An 18,772-nucleotide genomic window follows, 5' to 3' on the forward strand; every position below is an offset into this window, starting at 1 on the left:
CAAGTTGTAATTTCAATGAGAATATTAAAGAAAATTCTCATTTAAAAAAATAATCAACAATGACTATTATATACTTCCACTTATTTTTAGTCAATGTTAAATAATAATTAATTTAATTTAGGTTTTTGCATTCTTTTTAATCCCTTTGTTGGTATGCCCTTTTTGCAAAAAAATCATCCTAAGGATTTATATTATCATTCTTTTATGTGAGAACAAAATAAAATGCATTCCTTGTAGATATTACGATAATTATTTGGATTTCCCTATAAAATACTTTATAATTCCATAATAGAAATTATTATCTCAACTAAAAAGGAGAGGAAAAATGGGATTAGGCAATTTTAACTTAGAATTTTATGCACTTTTAACAGCAGTGGGTATTATTGTGCTCAAACTATTAGTCATTGTCATAGTATATGGAATTGTAAAATCTTTAGGTACAAAATTAATTACACGTCTGTTTAGTCGCACTGCAAATCGAAAAGGTATTTCACCAGGAAGAGCAAAAACACTTGAAAAATTATCGATTAATGTTTTTACATATGTATTAATTTTTTTCTTAATTGTGATGGTTCTAGAAAATGTGTTTGATCTACGAACTAGTGCTATTTTGGCTGGTGCTGGTATAGTCGGACTTGCAATCGGATTTGGAGCTCAAGGAATTGTGAGCGATGTAGTAACAGGATTCTTCTTATTGTTAGAGAAGCAACTTGATGTGGATGATTATGTCACAACTGCTGGCTTTTCAGGAATTGTGGAAGAGGTTGGTCTGCGAACAACGAAGATAAGGGACTTTGACGGCTCCCTTCATTATGTACCAAATCGAGGGATTTCTAATTTAACAAATCACTCACGAGGAACTATGCGTGCACTTGTAGATATAACCATCCCTGCTAATGATAACTTAGACCGTGTCATTGACGTATTACATGGTGTATGTGAGCGGATTGCACTTGAAAACAAAGAAACAATTATTGAAGGTCCATACGTAGTTGGAGTTCAAAGTGTAGATAGTTCAGAGGTTGTTATTCGGGTAATTGCAAGGACAAAAAATATGGAACAATGGGCAGTTGAAAGGCAATTAAGGAAGGCTATTAAAGAAGCCATTTACGGAGAAATCGAACCTGCATCCAATTAGGTATAAATAAAAAAGAGCCCTCGGGCTCTTTTTTAATGATTAATTTTGCTCTCCACTTGTTGACAAATTTGGTCTGCAGTCATTCCACTTGCTTCAATGACAGATCCTGCAGTTACGCTATTAGATATTCCCATTAAATTATTATCAATACCAGTAACAACACAGCAATCGCAACCTTTGGCATCATTTTCATTTGTTAATTGTATAACATCATACCCTTTTTCTTGTAATGCTTCTTGTACATCTGTTAAAGATTGTTCCACACCGATTTTTGGCATATGTATCCACCTCCTCGTCCTTAATTTGGCTCATTATTTTAAAATTATACGAGGAGGAAAGATTGTTAGATGCTTAATTTGCTTTAAAATTTAGATATGAAATTATGGTGTTTATAGCAACACCAATCGCATCTTCATTCGGATTTAATTTTGAATGATGAAGACCAAAAGGTGATTCAGCTCCTAACCAAAACATAAAACCTGGCGTGTTTGCTATCATATAGCCATAGTCTTCACCTGTCATCGCTTCCTTACTTTCTATCAAATTGACATTTGTTTCATTCGTAACAAAACGCATAAACTCTTCTGTTAGTTTCACATCATTGTCTACTTGATGATACATACTTCCATAATCAATCGATGTTTTACAGTTGTACCCAATTTCAACACCTTGTACAAGCGCTTCAATTCGTTCTTTTACCTTTTTCATACTTTCAACAGATAAGGTTCTAATCGTTCCTTCTAATCTTGCCCGTTCTGCAATAATATTCTGAACTGTACCACCTGTAATTTTACCAATTGTGATAACAGCACTATCTAACGGATCCACATTTCTCGCCACAACGGATTGTAGTTGTGTTACGAGAGAACATGCAGCAACCACCATATCATTAGTCTGGTGGGGATATGCCGCATGTCCACCAAGCCCAGTGAGATCAATAAATAACTCGGAAGTGTTCGCAAACAAGAGACCAGGTTTTGTCGCAATCGTTCCAACCGGATATTCAGGTGCTATATGCAATGCAATAATCATATCAGGTTTCCATTGTGTAAAAAAATCTGTCTGTATCATAGGTAATGCACCACCTGGTCCTTCTTCAGCAGGTTGGAACATAAATAACAAGTTATCTTTAGGTGGGTGAGTAGCAAAATGTGTTAAAATGCCAAGAGCAATACTCATATGCAAATCATGACCACAAGCATGCATCATGCCTTCATGAAGTGACTTAAATGAAAGACCAGTTTCTTCTGTAATTGGTAATCCATCTATATCCGCTCTGTACCCTATCGTCTTCCTCGGAGCAGTTCCTTGTACTCTTAAAAAGATACCTGTTTTCCACGTTTTTAATTCAATATGTTCTTTGGGTAGGTTTTGGATATATTGAAGTAAATAACCTTGCGTTTTTGTTTCATCAAATCCCCTTTCAGGTATTTGATGCAGTTCCCTTCTTATCTGAACATAAGGATTATTCATAATGGACACTTACGCAACCCTCTTTCTTATGTAAAGTTCAAGCGCCTTGGTGATCCTGACATGTATAAGAAAAAGTCGGAATGACGGTTTTTTTAACCTTTATGACTTTCTCTTAAGTGAATATGGCGATGAGCTAAATTGTATAATTTTCTAAAAGTGATACGTTCTTTCTTAAGAAAAAGACGTGGATTGTTACCCACGCCTTCAACTACTGTATTATAACTGACGAAGCTCTTGTTTGATTTCCGTCTTGGATTTTGTTTTTTCATCAATTTCTTTAATTTTCTTCGCTGGCGTACCAGCTACTACGGTATATGGGGCTACATCATCAATGACGATGGCACCTGCAGCAACAACTGCACCTTTTCCTACCGTTACTCCTTCAAGTACCACTGCATTTGCACCAATAACCACATCATCTTCCACAATTACTGGCTTAGCAGAAGGTGGTTCGATTACTCCAGCAAGGACAGTTCCTGCACCAATATGGCAATTCTTCCCGACTGTTGCACGTCCACCAAGTACAACGTTCATATCAATCATCGTTCCTTCACCAACAACTGCACCAATATTAATAGATGCACCCATCATGATTACTGCATTGTCTCCAATTTCGACTTGGTCACGGATAATCGCACCTGGCTCAATTCGAGCTTTAATACCTTTCATATCTAAAAGTGGAATGGCGGAATTACGTCTGTCATTCTCCACAACAAAATCTTCAATATTCGCTTCATTTGCTTTAAGTGCAGCTTCTATCTCTGCCCATTCACCAAATACAACTCCACTATTTCCATTTAAAAAGGTTTTAGAAGATGCACCAAAATCAACGTTCTCCAAATCACCTTTTACATAAACCTTTACAGGTGTAGATTTTGTACTGTTTTGAATAAATGAAATAATTTCATTTGCATCCATCATTTTCATTATGTATGTCCTCCTAAATCTTATGTCTTTATTCCTTTACTCTATCAAACAACAAAAATTGTGACAAGTATAAATATTATTCATCCAGGAAGGCAGAAAAAAAGAGAGGACTTAGCCCCTCTATAAATATTATGCTCTACTTTTCTGAACTAATCTATTATTAGTGTTAGCAATAAATTGTACAATAATTAATCCGAAAATAAAACTAATCACACACATGACGTTTCCTAGAAAGCTCTCTGCAAATCCATTATAAATGATGGCAGTTGAACCCGTCACAAGCCCAATTATAGCCGCATAGGTCATCACTGGATACTTAACAAGGATATATTTAATCATTTTACTTGATAAAATAAAGCCAACTGCTACCCCAAGTCCGATGACAATAATAATAGGGAAATTAAAATCTTTAATAGCAGTAATTGCAGTTGTATAAAATCCTAATATTAACAACACCATTGATCCACTAATCCCTGGAAGCAACATACTGGTACTTGCAAGTGCCCCAGCAAAAAATAAAATAATTGCCGTATTCATATCTAATGCCACAATAATTGGTCTAGTCGATTCTTGTAAGAATGCCATAGATGCAAGTAACAACAAGGAGACAACCAATAAAGTATAATGCCTTGCTTTGAAAGTTTCTTTAATGTTAGACTCCTTCACCAATAATGGTAGTACACCAACAACAAGTCCTAAAAACAAGAATTGAGTAGGCTCAGGATATGTCCTCAATAGGAATTCTATCACATGACTAAACGATATGATGGCAATCCCCATTCCCATTCCTAGCGGCAATAAGAATGTAAGATGCTTGTACCAATCTTTACTAAAAAAACCACTAATAGCATTAATTAAGCGCTCATAAATACCTAAAATAAAGGCAACCGTGCCTCCACTTATTCCTGGTACTACATCACACATACCAATTAAAATACCACGATAAATGTTCTTCCATTCCATTTGCTGATTTCCACCTTAATTCATTCTAGTTATTCAAAAATATATCATACTACTACTTAAGTTTATTATCCAATGAAATCATGCATTTTTACAAAAATAACATTTCAATTGCTACTTTTGATATGCCGAGAGAATCTCCATAAATGCTTCTACCTGTTTTAATTTAAAAGAAGATTCATATCCAATCAACCACGTATCACGATGTAAATTAGAAACCTCATCTTTTTCAAGTGGTATTTTTTTTATCTTTTCGTAATCATCTTGAATAGTGATAGATGGAAGAATAGCGTATCCAATTCCATTCAATGCCATTTGTTTACAGGTTTCAATTTGATCTACTACAATAGTCCTTTTTGGAGGAGATTGGAACTTTTTGTGCCACCAAACCTGTATTTCTTGATAATAGGTTGAGTCACTTTTAAATTGAATGAATGGACGTTCTGTATGTTCCAAATCAGAAATCTCATTTATTTCAGTATCTACTAAATATAACTTGTCACTAAGTAGATGCTGCTTAACTCCCTTCCATTCTGGATTCCCTCTTATAATGCCTACATGAACTTCATCTTCATAAAGGCTCTTCACTATATCGCTACTCCAACCGGTAATCAGAGAGACTTTTGCATTTGGATACTGCTGAATAAATTTCTTTAATACTTTTGGAAGCCAATACTGACCTATAATGGTAGCCACCGCTATTTTTAATGTTCCATAAACTTCTTTATCCAAGGAGGTAATATCCTCTTTTACCTTATCGGCTTTCATTAGAACTTCTTCTGCAAACTCTACAATCTTTTCCCCAGCTGGAGTAATTACTAACCCCTTTTGGGTACGTATGAAAATTTTAACGTTCCAATTTTTTTCAATCGATTGAAGTCTTTGCGATAATGCTGGTTGAGATACGAATAGTCGTTCTGCAGCTTTTCGCATATTTTTTTCCTTCGCTAATACAGACAAAATTTGAAATTCTGAAGTGTTCATTTGAACCCCTTATTATAAGTTTTTCTTATAGTATATCTTAATTTATTCATAATTTCATTATCACATTTTACATAATAAAATAATACATGGGAACAGCGTCAAGGAGAGGTAGGAAAAGTCATGGAAACACATTTCATCTTTTTAACATTGATTGGGTTTGTTGCAACATTTATTGGAACTTTAGGAGGGGGAGGAGGTCTAATTAATTTACCCGCGATGCTGTTATTGGGTGTACCTATTCACACCGCAATAGCTGCTAATAAATTTTCCAATACATTTAGTTCTTTTTCCAGCTTCTACACCGTTTGGAAAAGAGGAGAAATAGATATAAAAACCGGTTTGAAAATAATTCCCTTCACTATGCTCGGAGGGGTATTAGGGGCATTTCTTGCATCTACTTTAGATGAACCATTACTTTTGAAAATTGCTTTAATCCTCCTAATTTTTGCTACACTTTTAAATATTCTAAAGTCGAAAATGATAAATAAAGCGCCTAAAGATCAACAAACTAAACTTTTTTATCCGACTTATATTGGTATCGGATCTTATGATGGATTATTCGGTCCAGGGCAAGCGACACTCTTAATGCATTCTTTTATGAATGCAGGTTACTCCTATATAAACAGTATCGGTTTAACAAGACTACAAACCTTTTCAAGTTGTTTTGTTTCGTTTCTTGTATATTTTTCAATGGGACATTTCGATTGGAGAGTAGGAGTTGCTCTTGGTATTGGTTCTGTGATAGGAGCACAGTCAGCTGTAAGGCTAGCAGATCATCTTCATGGTCTACCTTGGAAGAATATTTTAACCGGCTTTTCTATTTATCTCATTATTTACTTGTCCTATAAAATATTTTGGTAAAGGATGAAACGTATGAATATTACTGTACAACGATTACATCACATTCAATTATGTATTCCTACAGGTCAAGAAGAAACGGCTCGTTCATTTTATACAGATATTCTCGGTTTTAAAGAAATACCAAAGCCCGAATCTTTATTGAAAAACGGAGGTCTTTGGTATAGTGTTGGTAACATTGAACTTCATATCGGAACAGAAGCTATGGGAGCAGAGAAAAGTAAGCGGCACCCTGCTTTTGAAGTGGAGCATCTTAAATTAGTTAAAAAATTCCTTAAATCGCACCAAATAAATGTAAAAAAAGAAATTCCAATACCAGGTATTATTCGATTCAGCTTTTTAGACCCTTTCGGAAATAGAATTGAATTTATGGAAATCCTAAAAATAAAGCACTGAGCTTACAAAACTCAGTGCTTGCTTATACTTTCTTTTGGTAAAAGTAGAATAAGAATAAAACTCAAAACCGCGAAGCCTGCCACCACTAAATATACAGAATGAAGTGCATAGGTTAGGCCGTCTTGTAGTATAACCCTCATTGAATCAGAAAGCATATTCCGTTGGTCTTCATTTAGTAAGAGCGTCGTGGAATCAAGGGAGAATTCTTGTTCCACTCCATTCGATTGTAAATACTGAAGGATACGTGAATTTAGGATACCTCCTAATAAGGCAGCTCCTATCGTACTTCCAAGTGTTCTCATAAACATATTGGATGCAGTTGCCACTCCCCTTTTCTGCCAAGGAACATTACTTTGGATAGAAACAATAAAGGAGGTGGTGGAAAAGCCCATACCCACTCCAATCATAAATGAACCAAATGCAGCCCATACGGGTCCATCTTCTGGACTTAGGCTCATGAAGATTATACTACCAAGAATTAAGGCTACCCCTCCGATGATAGATGTTTTCCTAAATCCAATTTTCAATAGAAGCCTGCCTGCTATCATTGCGGCTATTGGCCAACCAATAGACATTGTCGTTAGTGTAAATCCAGCGACAATTGGCGGTCGTTCCATCACTCCTTGTACAAAGGCAGGTAGAAAACTTGATATTCCAATCAACATCACACCTGTAGTCAAAGATGTTGTATTAGCAATTAGAATGGAACGCTCCTGCCATATGTCAAAAGGCATCATTGGCTCTTTTGCACGTTTTTCCTGCAGGAAGAATAGGTAAAAAGCTATGAGTGAAATGGATAGTAAAAGTAGGACTGGGGCCGAAAGCCAGGACCATCTCACTCCCCCTTCCACCATCACTAGCATGAATGTACTAACAGAAAGAAAAAGCAAGCCTGCTCCAGCGTAATCAATTGAATGCTTCTTTTTTTCTACATTTTCATGTAAAAACAGATACAATCCGATGATAGCTAAAATGCCTAGAGGAATATTTACCCAAAAAACAAATCTCCAGCTTACATATTGAACCATAAGCCCCCCAATGGCTGGCCCTAAAACTGCAGAAATTCCCCATACACTAGACAAATAACCTTGAATTTTTGCCCTTTCCTCTTTTGTATACATATCCCCGACAATTGTGGATGCAATTGGCATCACTGCCCCGGCACCAAAACCTTGAATAAATCGAAATACTATTAACATTTCAATCGATTGTGCCATCCCACACAACAGAGATCCAATTAAAAATACAATGATTCCAAAACTAAGAATTGGTTTTCTTCCAAACAAATCTGAAAGCTTCCCATAAATCAAAACAGTAACTGCATTCATTAATAGGTAGGAGGAAAACACCCAACTATATAAAGAAAAACCTCCCAAATCTGCAGCGATTGCTGGCATTGCAGTCGATACAATCGTTGCTTCTATTGCAGCCATAAACATGGCAAGCATGATAGCAGCAAGCACAAACGGCTTTTTTGTTTTGTTAGAAGAAGCCTTCCTTATCGCTTCTCTCTCTAGTGTAACGGTGCTCATTCCCTTCCCTCTTTCTATCTACATATGTACTATTTCGTTAGTCTATCTAAATTGTACCCTTTATCTAAGGGAATGCAACCTTATCTTGAACATTAGGGCAAGTACGTTGTATAAGACCCAATAAAAAATGACTGCTGATAGTCAGCAATCTAAGGACAAAGCAAGTAAGAAAAAAAAGACCTTAAATTTCAAGGTCTTGTTCTTTATTGTTATTAATAAAATGAGTATGCAAACGATCAAGTATCGTTCTTCTAGTTAAAATACCCTCAAAAATGTTTTCATCATTCAGTACACAAACAAAAGGATGATCTACTAATAACTCGAGTCCTTTTTCAACAGTATCAGATATGGATAGGCTTGCGAGCTCTTTATTCATCGCCTCTTCTACAACCATATGCTCCAAACGCTCGAATTCAATTCGTTCCAAACCTAGTATTGAATCCATAATATGTGTGATACTAATGAGTCCATGCAGCTTGTACTTTGCATCAAGGACTGGAACAGCCGTATAGCCTGTTTTTGTGAGAACTAATAGTGCATGTTCCAAGTTGTTTTTAACTTGAACATGTGCCACTCGTTCTGCAGGTATTATCAAATCTTTTATTGTTGCTCCTAATACTTTACTACTTTGGAGGCTGATCATTAATGTTCTTCCTCTCTTTATTTACTCTCTAATACTTTATGCATATAGACATAATTGACCAATATCATTGTAGCATATATTAGTCTTGGACTCGAATTTTTACCGCAAATAAATTTTCGCCTTTCTTCGACATGAAATAGAATAGCAGAAACGGCTAGGCGCTGGAGCTAGAGACTCATTTAAGAGTAACTACTTCTATATATAAACGAAAAAACAGAAGACAACCTCAAATTACCTCGAGAGTGTCTTCCGTCGGAGACATTTATTTTTTATTGCAGACCTACTGGCTCTTATAACGGATACATATCAGGAAATTTTTTCGTAAATTTCAATTAATTTTTGATAAGTATATGCTTCGAGCTTTTTCTGCCCTACTTCTATATCGTTTATTTCACTTAATACAAATTCTTTTGCTACATCTGTTGAAATGAGAAGACTTACTAATAATTCTTTTTCCTCTGTTGTTAATTGCACCATTTCTTCTGCTCCCTTCCATCCATAACTTACTTCGTATAGCGATTAGCATAACAAAAGGCAGTATAGGCATCTGGTTTTATTTTTGCATCCAATCCCATTGCCGTAATTCTTCCAGTCATTTCTTGAATAAAGTCTTTTGTTGCTCCTTTTTTTCCTATATCAAGATGTATTTCAAAGCGAAAATCTGCTCCGTACTCCAAATGAGGGAACAAAAGGTTATTTATTTTTTCCAATTTTTCCATTGTAAACAGCGTGGCCACCTCTTGACTTAATGCCGTTTCAAGTGATATTTTCTCATGAAGACTTTGAATAGCTCGTTTGGCTATATAAGGTCGTACACATCCCCATGCACCTTTCCCCACTCGGTGAAGATGTATGGCAGTCATAAACTTTGTTTCCCGTTGATATACGTGAGAATCGGTCCCAATTGATAGTAGGTAAGGGGCTCGCACATCCTTTTGTATAAATAAAAGGATCTTCTCAAAAGCTTGTTCAAAAGTAAGGTAGCCGTGGGTGATATTAATAAATTTATTAGAATTATCCATTGAGCCACTTCCTTTTTCCGTACTTTCCCTTATACTTATATGACCCTTTCCCTAAAAAAATTAATCTTTTCTTATATAATGGGATCGAATGTCCCTTTCCTACATTATGGTCGTGATACTCCTTTGCTTATACTTCAATTTACAACAAAAAAACCAAGCAACTATGCTTGGTTGCTTGGTTTTAACCTTTACTTGTTTGAATCTGTCGTTTTGAATAGGCACAGTGCGGACATTTGTACAACACATTTTGGTTGGAATGTGCTGTCAACACTTTATCCATTGCTTCTTCCTTATTGCATTTTGGACATTGTACAGTGGGTATCATATAGAACACTCCCTTTAGAGATGTCGTTCAAACTCTTCTTTTGCTACAAAGATTTCTTCTTTGTCTAAAGCAGTTTGGGCTGATAAAACTAATCCAATGTTCGTAGTAGCAGATTTGTCATCTACAATGGTAAAAGGTATCCCGTTTTCACTTGCCATTCTAATATACTTGGATAAGTGATTATAATTCAAATCTCCATCTAAAAATAGGCGAGAAGAAGGATGTTTTTTCATTAAATCTGATAGGGGTTTATATGGCATTTTGTTCATCACTTGACCACTTGATAAAGCTAGAATTATTCTTTCGCGTAATTGTGAAAGGAATTCTCTTCTTTCAGCAGGCTTAATTTCTGGATCCCCTTTAAGACCTCTATCTATATAGTCATCGATATTATTACTCATATTACACCCTCCCAAAAATAAACAACCTTTTTAATGAATCAAATCAAAAATTTCTATAGCTATCATATCTATATTGTCAAATTGGTATGTTTGAGAACTTTCACCTTTTCGAAAAACTTCCAGTTCATATGTATCTGTTTTATCAAAAAATTTTACACTACAAACTTTTTCCCCATTAACTTCAAAGTATCTTTGTGCTGGTTCGTTCCCAGCTTCTGAAGTTTCTTTTAAATCATTTAGTCTTTTTACTATCCCTACCAATAAAGACATATAACAACTCTCCTTCTATTCTTTCCTACAACTAGCTTTCACTTTTATTTGTTTTTTTACACAAAACCATCAATTATCAAGTAAAATGAGTGTAGAAATGAAATTTATTATTTTTCACTAACAACTTTATTATTTTATTGTAAGTAAATTCAACAATTCAATGTATAAAGTTATGAATTTTTTCTTACAAGGAGCTGAACATTTATGAATATCACAGTATATACCCAGCCTGATTGTCCACCTTGTCAGGTTGTTAAACAGTTTTTAACACACCACGAGGTTTCATTTAATGAGGTCAATATTAAAGAAAACCTAAAGGCAAGGAATCACCTTGTCAATGTATTACAATCGTATTCCACTCCTACTGTAACAGTGGATGAACATGTTGTAAAAGGATTTGATCTAGCATTATTACAAAAACTGCTAGGTTTTGAGGAATAACCATTCATCATTTCCTGTAAGAAAGTACATCATACCATTAAGGGTGAGTTACTTAAAGTATTTTTATCCACAAAAAAAGAGCGTACCCGCTCTTTTTTTGTTTTTTTACCTTGTCACAAGATTGGTTTTATTTTTAAGGTGATCTATTTCATTTGAGGTTAACATTGGAAAGGTGAAGTTATATAAAAACGGCTTGAAAAAAAAACCAAGTACACTCACTGAATTGGTATTTGTTTGGAATATAGATACATTAGTAGGTTTAATGACTTCGGAAATTGGATTTATCTCATAACTAAGAAATGCAGGTTCCTGATAGGAGAAATCATAGTCTGTAACAATTAATCCTGTTTCTGTTTCTTTTAATTCAATATATTCATAGTGGTCATCGTAGAGGCTCGGCATATTTTCTTCAGCAGGGAAAAATTGATATACAGTAATGATTTCGTTTATTTCATCTCTTAATACTTTTGTTTCTTCATTGTAAGAGAAAAATGGAATATAGTATGGTGTAAAATCAGTACCATATGTAATAAAGCCTTCTTTTTCTTCAAAGAGGTGTTCAGCTAAAAAAGCATCCTGATAATCTGAAGAGAAATAATCATTTAATTTTTCTTTAATCTCATTCATTGAATGATGCTTTTCTCCTAATGACAGTTGAGAATTATATGCCTCATTCAAGAAAGTGAAAATTTCTTCATCTGACAGTTTTTGTTCCGCAGAAACCGTATGGGAACCCAACATTACAACTAATACAATTAATAGAATACCTGCCCAAAACTTATGCATTTCCATCTCCTCCTCAGATGATGTGCTCTTATTGTATCAATAACTTTAGTTGACTGGGATTAGAAACGTTCGTAAAATAAATACGAAATCTGACAAAATACTCAATTTATTTAGTTTTTCCCTTTTGGCTTTCCTCCAAAACATTAAAAACCCCTACCAATTTGGAAGGGGTTCATTTCTTCATCACCATTGCCAACGTAATGCAGCATAAGCAATGTATAACAAGATTAAGATTGTTGCTACCAATAACGCCACAAATACCGGATTTTTCAGAACATAATGTTCTTGAACTTTTTCACTAATGGAAGAATCATGAGTAGAGGTCTGAGTATTAGATTGCCTACCAATTCTATACGTATACCCCATTGCTCCAACCACAATAATTAATGCTAAAACAGCCAAAATGAAATCAAAAGAACCCATTGTATCACCTCTCAAGAGTAATCTATACTCTTAAGGTAAACAGTACAATTCTTTCTATACGTCTTGTTTTATAAGAGGTCCTGGTTTTCATACAAGAATTCATAAGCTAGATCCATATAGAGGAACCTTCCTCGTGATATGGGATAAGAATAAGTACGGACTGACTCCCCAGTTTTAATATCACTATAGAGATCTGATAGTATCCCTTTTTGATCTATACTCATTTTCATTACATTTTCCAAAAAATAAGGTCTCCAACTCCAATTTTTCCCTTTAGAGGACTCCACTGTCTTCCATATACCTTCTTCCTTAAATAGGTTGGAAGACAGTTGAAAACCATTTTCATCACATACGTACATCCTAAAACTTATGTCGGTAAATTGTTTTGCCAAGGAAAGTAACCAACTATCAATCTCATCATGCTGCATATCCTTTGAAGGAAGAGAATGTATCTTTGCATCAAGCATCTGCGAAAAATGATGAATTGCTTGGAGTTTTCTTTTTTCATAACGGATGAATTGTTGGAATTTCTCGATTAATACTTTTTTGGCATGCAAAATTTGAATAAAATCAGGTCCAGGCTGATGGAGATACTCTCCTTGATAGTACTGTCCCCCGTTCCGCCATGCATATTGGAGCTGAAAAGATGCATCAATATTTTCATACAGTAAGGCAGCACCAATCTTTCTAGAAAGAATTGCTAGGGAGTATAATACATCCTGATGAGATGTCACTTCATATGATTGCCTTAACATTCTTAAATCCACCTTCATGATATTGGGAGATAAGCGCCTAATCCTATCCATATTAGCACCAGCTTCCCCAATATTTGCAATAGCCAGCTGAATTCCATATGTTTTATAGTAATTGAATATATGCTGAATATACTCAATATCTTCTTTAGATGAGTGCTCGTCAATTTCAATTACAATATTTTCAAGATTTAACCCCTTCGGTACAAATGAAAGCAATAGTTCAAGTAAAGACTCTCCCTGATCCTGTAATAACAAATGAACATTTTGGTTTAAAAAAAGCTTGAAGCTACAACTATTTTCTGTGTAATATGTCAATGCTTTATTAATAACCACTTTTTCCACTTCGCTCTGATATTCAAGGGGAATGGAGTAATCATGAAAGAAGGGACCTAAACTTTCCACCTCTTTATTATCCAACTGAATCCTCCCCAATACTTCATATCCCATCACCTCTTGCTTCTCGGCATTGAATATAGCTTGATAATAGGGGCATACCTTGTCTAAATTAGCCATGATATCAAGTGGATCCATCCTCTTCTCCCCTTTGTATTTTTTCAACTATTATATCACGAATACAGAGGATGAATTACCTAAGAATGTAGAAAACACACCGATTCAGACCCTTTTTATCTCATGCATAATATAGAAAAATGCTATTTTAGAATGGAAACGGCTGAAGCCATTGTCCACCATCCATTGTTACACATTCACCATTAATATATGATGCTTTTTCTGAACTGAGGAAAAAAGCCAGCTCTGCTATTTCTTCTGGTCTGCCAAACCTTTTCAAAGGAACACTATCCCTAATTTTTTCGGCCTCTTTTTCTGATTGCAACAGTTTGTCTACTCCTCCAGTCCTTTCAATAGGACCTGGCGCTATAGCATTTACGCGAATGCCATACTTCGTTCCCCATTCAACTGCTAGTGTCCTAGTTAATGAGAGAACACCAGCTTTTGCAGCAGCAGAATGTGCGACCCCAGCTCCCGCATTCCAAGCATAAGTGGCAACCATATTTATCATGCTACCTTTCACATCACGTCCCATCCAATAATTCCCAACTGCAGAACTACAGTAGAAAGTTCCGTTCAAGACAATGTCAATAACGGATTTCCAACCATTAACAGAAAGCTTTTCGGCAGGACAAACAAAATTACCAGCTGCATTATTGATTAATACATCAATACGATTGAATGAATCATCAGTCATTTTAATCATACGCTTAACATGCTCCGGTTCCCTAACATCCATTTGAATCGTCAAAACTTGATTATCAGTTCTTTGAATTTCTTTTTTTGCCGCTTCCAATCGGTCTAGCTCTCTTCCAGTAATAACGACATTAAATCCCTCTTGGGCAAATTTTATTGCCATATATTTTCCCATGCCACTTGAACCGCCTGTTATGATAACAACCTTTTTCTCTCCCAACTTACATACCTCCAGTATTAAGTTTCTATATCAATTTGGATCTTTCAGCTATTTAATATAAATACTACTATAATTTGCAGAATAATAAAAATATTACACAGATTTCCTTTCAATAATTTTCTAGTCATCAATACAAGAAAGATTAATAGTTTTGATGATATAATGAATTCTTAGGAAAAAAGAAACGAAAACTCCTAAAGATAGGTTGAGTATAGTATGTCTAAAATAACTAGAAGAGGTTTTTTTAAGAGGATATTCACCTCCTTTTTTGTTGCCATTATAGCTAGTGGAGTAGGCTATTATTACGCTAGATATGTAGAACCAAAACAAATGAATAAGGTGAAACATACCATCGTTCACAAAAGTATCCCGAAAAGCTTTGACGGTATTAAAATAGCTCAATTTTCCGACACACACGTAGGGCACTTTTTTGATAAGCAAGACCTTGAAAATGCAGTGAAAATAATAAATCAAGAACAACCTGATGTTGTTTTTTTCACAGGTGACTTAATGGATAATCCAATGGAATATGATCAATCTTATAATCTGATTCACATTTTGGAAAAAGTAAATGCTCCTTTAGGTAAGTTTGCCATCTATGGCAATCATGATCATGGAGGGTACGGTACTGAAACATATGAAGAAATTATGGAGGCTTCTGGTTTTACCATATTAAAAAACGAAAATACTTATATAGAATTAATTGATAAGAGTAGAATTTACATCGGAGGAGTGGACGATTTAATGCTTGGGCGACCTGATTTTCGTCAGACGTTGCGCAACATTCCAGAAGATGCTTATACCATTTTACTTGCACATGAACCGGATGTAGCTGAAGCCATTTCTGAAGAGTTCCATGTAAATTTACAGTTATCTGGACACTCCCACGGTGGACAGATTCAGCTTCCATTTATAGGACCTTTGATAACTCCTCCTCTTGGTACTAAATTTTATGAGGACTTTTATTATTTAAACAATTTAACCCTCTATGTAAATAAAGGACTTGGGACAACTCGACAACCTTATCGTTTTCTCGTCCCTCCTGAAATAACTTTCTTTACACTAAAAAGTGATCAATAATCATTAGATTTTTAGCTAATGGTGATGGCTGGTCTCTAATTTGGGCTTCTAGTACATGCGCATAGCTCCCTTTATTACCATACATTATAAAGACCCAATAAAGGAGGCGTATGTCCGAATGAATCGAAATATCCTATACAATAGATTTGGAGGATTTGGTTTCGGTTTTCCTTTCCTACCATTTATTGGAGGTTTGGCTGTTGGTTCTCTTTTAGCACCAAGACCATATTATCCACCACCGTATCCCTATTACCCACCATACCAACCATATCAAAATCAATATTATTTCAGATAATATGAATTAAGTTTCGTTTAAGCCGATGCTTGAGGCAGCGGCTTCTTTTAATATAACTAACTGAAAGGAAGGGTTATTAGTGGCTGTACACATTGTCAGGCCGGGTGAAACACTTCGATCAATTGCACTTGACTACAGGCGGACTTTAGCTGAGTTACTTCAAGCAAACCCCATACCAAATCCAGATTATATCATTCCTGGACAGCAAATAATTATTCCAGGTTTACCAATAGCTGTGAGCATCCCCTATACGATTGAGGTTTCAATTAATAACAGAACCCTAACATTAAAAAAGGATGGGGCAGTTGTGAAAACCTATCCCATCGCAGTAGGAAGAATGCTTTTCGATACCCCAGTTGGAAATTACGTCATAGTAAACCGAGAGCCAAATCCAGGTGGTCCATTTGGTGCAATGTGGCTTTCACTTTCCAAGCTATCTTATGGTATACATGGAACAAATAACCCTAGTTCCATTGGCAAAGCCGTATCAAAAGGATGTATAAGAATGTACAATCAAGATGTTCTTAACCTTGCTTCCATCGTTCCAAATGGTACGAGAGTTTATATCAGACCGTAGTATTTATGGAAAATCTGTAACTAAACTGCTGACAAATGGGACTTTCCTTTCATTTTTCTTAGAGAACCATTATAATAATAAAAAAGAAAGGAGCCTATTATGCACAAACAAAGCTATCCCAATCAAAGAAAGACTGATTCCCCTATCGAATCTTCTATAGAAAACCTCTCTCGTGCCATCTTTACGGTAAACAGACATGCTAAAACCGCATCTGACCCAAAGTTTCTTTATGCACTTAAAAGAAAAGCATTGGAGAAGCTAATACTGGAAGGAAAAGCAGAAAAAAAAGGATTGCACTTTTCAAGGAATCCAAAAAACAGTCAACAACAATCTGATGTATTAGTACTGGCTGGGGAATATTACTTTCACTTACCGCCATCAAAAGAAGACTTTGCAAATCTCCCTCACCTAGGGGAATTAAATGATCAATATCGGAACCCGAAGGCAAATATGTCGCTAACCATTGCAAAAAATTTACTACAACGGTATACAAATTTTCATCCAACAACAAATCAAGGGCATTCACAAAAGAAGCATTACCAAAAACCTGTATTTAAAAAGCTTGGAGAAAGTTACTTATAAAAAAAGGAGCACTGATTAAAATAGTGCTCCTTATTCGTTCCTTTAGTTGTTAAAAAGGTACAAATCCATTGTCTCAATTAAACTGGATAATTGTGGTTTACTAATTTGTGCGTCGGCTCCGACCATTTCTCCCTTGTGCTTTAGATGTTCTGTAATCAACGAAGAAAAAATAATGACCGGAATTTTTGATAAGATACTATCCTCTTTTATTTTTCTAGTAAGATGATGCCCATCCATTTGAGGCATTTCTATGTCTGTAATAATTAAATCTACTTGCTTATCGTTTTTTACTTCACTAGACAAATAATCCCATGCATCTTTGCCGTTCTCATAAAACACTAACTGTTGGAACCCCGATGATATCAACATTTCTTCAATTAACTTCCTTAACATTGGGGAATCCTCCACAATCATTATCTTCTTCTTAACCCGTAATGATTTATTATCTTCGTTCCCATTAAAAGCTTGCTGACTCATATTTGGATAAATATCAAACAACACTTTCTCCACATCAAGCAATAAAATCATGTTGTTTTCCTGCTTGATCACACCAGTCAAATGGTCTTCCATTCCATTGGTCAAAGTAGATGGTTTTTCCATATCAGCCCAGGTAAGTCTATGAATCTGTGTAACATGATCTACCAGTAGGATTACTTTTAATCCATTAAATTCTGACACAATAAATTTCTCTTCAGTATGCGCATTTTCTTCTTTGATTTCCAGTGCTCGACGCAAATGAATAACAGGCAAAACTTCCCCCCTTAACTCGATGATTCCCTCAACATTCTTATGTGAGTGTGGAATTTTTGTAATGGGGCAAGGTTTAATTATTTCCCTGACCTTCAAGACATTAATACCAAAGCTTGTATTCCCTATTAAAAACTCTAGAAACTCCACTTCGTTTGTTCCTGAGTCCAGTAATATACCTGATTGATTTTCCATTCATTTCGCCCTTCCATTCTTTACTTATATCTCCCTTGTTTTATCGGTTAGTTTGGAAAAATCTTGAGTCTTGTCTTTGGGCTTTGGACAGGAAGAGGATATATATTAATAACTATGTTTACGAGAACTAATAGTTTGCCTCCGGGACTTTTGGACTCATTAGGCTAATGAAGACATTTTCGATGTTGTCTTCCATTGTTTTTGGGTTTCATACCACTTCGTTTTTGGGCTTTTCCTTCTATTGATGATTTCCCGACATTTCTCTTGTTAATATTTTCGAACTCCCCTTATAAATATGTTTCATACAGAAAACGAATCTATCAATTAATGCTCGACATCATAAAAACTCCAAAAAGAGGCTGGGACAAAACTAAAGAACACAAACAAAAAGACGAACAATATAATGGCCGACAATAAATACCGCTATTGATTTCCGTGCAAGACTTCGCTTTCCGCGGGTGACCCGAGCCTCCTCGGCTTCGCCTGCGGGGTCTCACATTGGCCACTTCTCCCGCAGGAGTCTATGTCTTGCCCTC

Annotated in this window: 24 protein-coding genes; 8 read left to right on the forward strand and 16 right to left on the reverse strand. The window is 35.5% G+C overall.

What is annotated here, in order from left to right; all coding sequences use genetic code 11:
* The first annotated feature begins 325 nt into the window (after nt 1–325).
* Nucleotides 326–1,138, forward strand: a complete 813-nt coding sequence (locus LRP81_RS03340) for a mechanosensitive ion channel family protein (protein ID WP_230499819.1) — start codon at nt 326–328, stop codon at nt 1,136–1,138.
* Nucleotides 1,139–1,170: 32 nt separating this feature from the next.
* On the opposite strand, the gene LRP81_RS03345 is transcribed toward LRP81_RS03340, so the two are convergent.
* The 5 genes from LRP81_RS03345 to LRP81_RS03365 form a co-directional block, all read right to left on the reverse strand.
* Nucleotides 1,171–1,416 carry a YkuS family protein gene (locus LRP81_RS03345; RefSeq protein WP_230499820.1) on the reverse strand — a complete coding sequence of 82 codons (246 nt, stop codon included), beginning with the start codon at nt 1,414–1,416 and terminating at the stop codon, nt 1,171–1,173.
* A 73-nt stretch (nt 1,417–1,489) separates the two neighbouring features.
* Nucleotides 1,490–2,611: an N-acetyldiaminopimelate deacetylase gene (locus LRP81_RS03350; protein ID WP_230499821.1), complete on the reverse strand. Its 1,122-nt coding sequence runs from the start codon at nt 2,609–2,611 to the stop codon at nt 1,490–1,492.
* A gap of 216 nt (nt 2,612–2,827) precedes the next feature.
* The gene (gene dapD, locus LRP81_RS03355; RefSeq protein WP_230499822.1) at nt 2,828–3,538 is read right to left on the reverse strand and encodes a 2,3,4,5-tetrahydropyridine-2,6-dicarboxylate N-acetyltransferase; all 711 of its coding nucleotides are present in this window, start codon (nt 3,536–3,538) and stop codon (nt 2,828–2,830) included.
* 129 nt (nt 3,539–3,667) lie between these two features.
* On the reverse strand, nt 3,668–4,501 hold the full coding sequence (locus LRP81_RS03360; RefSeq protein ID WP_230499823.1) for a DUF368 domain-containing protein: 834 nt from the start codon (nt 4,499–4,501) through the stop codon (nt 3,668–3,670).
* A 111-nt stretch (nt 4,502–4,612) separates the two neighbouring features.
* Complete coding sequence (locus LRP81_RS03365) at nt 4,613–5,482, reverse strand: LysR family transcriptional regulator (RefSeq protein ID WP_230499824.1); 870 nt, start codon at nt 5,480–5,482, stop codon at nt 4,613–4,615.
* Nucleotides 5,483–5,602: 120 nt separating this feature from the next.
* On the opposite strand from LRP81_RS03365, the gene LRP81_RS03370 reads away from it, so the two are divergent.
* Nucleotides 5,603–6,343, forward strand: a complete 741-nt coding sequence (locus tag LRP81_RS03370; RefSeq protein ID WP_230499825.1) for a sulfite exporter TauE/SafE family protein — start codon at nt 5,603–5,605, stop codon at nt 6,341–6,343.
* Nucleotides 6,344–6,355: 12 nt separating this feature from the next.
* On the forward strand, nt 6,356–6,736 hold the full coding sequence (locus tag LRP81_RS03375; RefSeq protein WP_230499826.1) for a VOC family protein: 381 nt from the start codon (nt 6,356–6,358) through the stop codon (nt 6,734–6,736).
* 11 nt (nt 6,737–6,747) lie between these two features.
* Here LRP81_RS03375 and LRP81_RS03380 read toward each other — a convergent pair whose 3' ends face one another.
* From LRP81_RS03380 to LRP81_RS03405, 6 genes are all read right to left on the reverse strand, one after another.
* Nucleotides 6,748–8,268, reverse strand: coding sequence for an MDR family MFS transporter (locus LRP81_RS03380; protein ID WP_230499827.1), 1,521 nt, complete (start codon nt 8,266–8,268; stop codon nt 6,748–6,750).
* A gap of 181 nt (nt 8,269–8,449) precedes the next feature.
* Entirely contained in the window at nt 8,450–8,911 is a 462-nt protein-coding gene (gene cbpB / locus LRP81_RS03385) for a cyclic-di-AMP-binding protein CbpB (RefSeq protein WP_230499828.1), read from the reverse strand.
* A gap of 306 nt (nt 8,912–9,217) precedes the next feature.
* The gene (abbA, locus tag LRP81_RS03390; protein ID WP_230499829.1) at nt 9,218–9,388 is read right to left on the reverse strand and encodes an antirepressor AbbA; all 171 of its coding nucleotides are present in this window, start codon (nt 9,386–9,388) and stop codon (nt 9,218–9,220) included.
* A gap of 26 nt (nt 9,389–9,414) precedes the next feature.
* A complete protein-coding gene (locus LRP81_RS03395) occupies nt 9,415–9,933 on the reverse strand; it encodes a ribonuclease H-like YkuK family protein (protein WP_230499830.1) in 519 nt (172 codons plus the stop codon).
* A gap of 339 nt (nt 9,934–10,272) precedes the next feature.
* Complete coding sequence (locus LRP81_RS03400; protein ID WP_230499831.1) at nt 10,273–10,659, reverse strand: YueI family protein; 387 nt, start codon at nt 10,657–10,659, stop codon at nt 10,273–10,275.
* A 30-nt stretch (nt 10,660–10,689) separates the two neighbouring features.
* Nucleotides 10,690–10,929 carry a YkuJ family protein gene (locus LRP81_RS03405; protein ID WP_230499832.1) on the reverse strand — a complete coding sequence of 80 codons (240 nt, stop codon included), beginning with the start codon at nt 10,927–10,929 and terminating at the stop codon, nt 10,690–10,692.
* Nucleotides 10,930–11,133: 204 nt separating this feature from the next.
* Here LRP81_RS03405 and LRP81_RS03410 point away from each other — a divergent pair, with 204 nt between their 5' ends.
* Nucleotides 11,134–11,370, forward strand: coding sequence for a glutaredoxin domain-containing protein (locus LRP81_RS03410; RefSeq protein WP_230499833.1), 237 nt, complete (start codon nt 11,134–11,136; stop codon nt 11,368–11,370).
* A 105-nt stretch (nt 11,371–11,475) separates the two neighbouring features.
* Here LRP81_RS03410 and LRP81_RS03415 read toward each other — a convergent pair whose 3' ends face one another.
* From LRP81_RS03415 to fadH, 4 genes are all read right to left on the reverse strand, one after another.
* Nucleotides 11,476–12,156, reverse strand: a complete 681-nt coding sequence (locus LRP81_RS03415) for a DUF3993 domain-containing protein (protein WP_230499834.1) — start codon at nt 12,154–12,156, stop codon at nt 11,476–11,478.
* Nucleotides 12,157–12,339: 183 nt separating this feature from the next.
* Nucleotides 12,340–12,579, reverse strand: coding sequence for a hypothetical protein (locus tag LRP81_RS03420; protein WP_230499835.1), 240 nt, complete (start codon nt 12,577–12,579; stop codon nt 12,340–12,342).
* A 68-nt stretch (nt 12,580–12,647) separates the two neighbouring features.
* Nucleotides 12,648–13,865 carry an EAL domain-containing protein gene (locus LRP81_RS03425; RefSeq protein WP_230499836.1) on the reverse strand — a complete coding sequence of 406 codons (1,218 nt, stop codon included), beginning with the start codon at nt 13,863–13,865 and terminating at the stop codon, nt 12,648–12,650.
* Nucleotides 13,866–13,992: 127 nt separating this feature from the next.
* A complete protein-coding gene (gene fadH / locus LRP81_RS03430; protein WP_263458224.1) occupies nt 13,993–14,760 on the reverse strand; it encodes a 2,4-dienoyl-CoA reductase in 768 nt (255 codons plus the stop codon).
* Between the two features lie 216 nt (nt 14,761–14,976).
* On the opposite strand from fadH, the gene LRP81_RS03435 reads away from it, so the two are divergent.
* The 4 genes from LRP81_RS03435 (at nt 14,977) to LRP81_RS03450 (ending at nt 17,294) form a co-directional block, all read left to right on the forward strand.
* Nucleotides 14,977–15,840, forward strand: a complete 864-nt coding sequence (locus LRP81_RS03435; RefSeq protein ID WP_230499837.1) for a metallophosphoesterase — start codon at nt 14,977–14,979, stop codon at nt 15,838–15,840.
* A gap of 118 nt (nt 15,841–15,958) precedes the next feature.
* The gene (locus LRP81_RS03440; protein WP_230499838.1) at nt 15,959–16,135 is read left to right on the forward strand and encodes a hypothetical protein; all 177 of its coding nucleotides are present in this window, start codon (nt 15,959–15,961) and stop codon (nt 16,133–16,135) included.
* 79 nt (nt 16,136–16,214) lie between these two features.
* On the forward strand, nt 16,215–16,712 hold the full coding sequence (locus tag LRP81_RS03445) for a L,D-transpeptidase family protein (RefSeq protein WP_230499839.1): 498 nt from the start codon (nt 16,215–16,217) through the stop codon (nt 16,710–16,712).
* Nucleotides 16,713–16,811: 99 nt separating this feature from the next.
* Nucleotides 16,812–17,294: a YkyB family protein gene (locus LRP81_RS03450; RefSeq protein ID WP_230499840.1), complete on the forward strand. Its 483-nt coding sequence runs from the start codon at nt 16,812–16,814 to the stop codon at nt 17,292–17,294.
* A gap of 42 nt (nt 17,295–17,336) precedes the next feature.
* Here LRP81_RS03450 and LRP81_RS03455 read toward each other — a convergent pair whose 3' ends face one another.
* Nucleotides 17,337–18,236, reverse strand: coding sequence for a chemotaxis protein (locus tag LRP81_RS03455; RefSeq protein ID WP_230499841.1), 900 nt, complete (start codon nt 18,234–18,236; stop codon nt 17,337–17,339).
* Nucleotides 18,237–18,772 lie beyond the last annotated feature (536 nt).

This window comes from Sutcliffiella rhizosphaerae, assembly GCF_917563925.1.
GTDB lineage: Bacteria > Bacillota > Bacilli > Bacillales > Bacillaceae_I > Sutcliffiella_A > Sutcliffiella_A rhizosphaerae.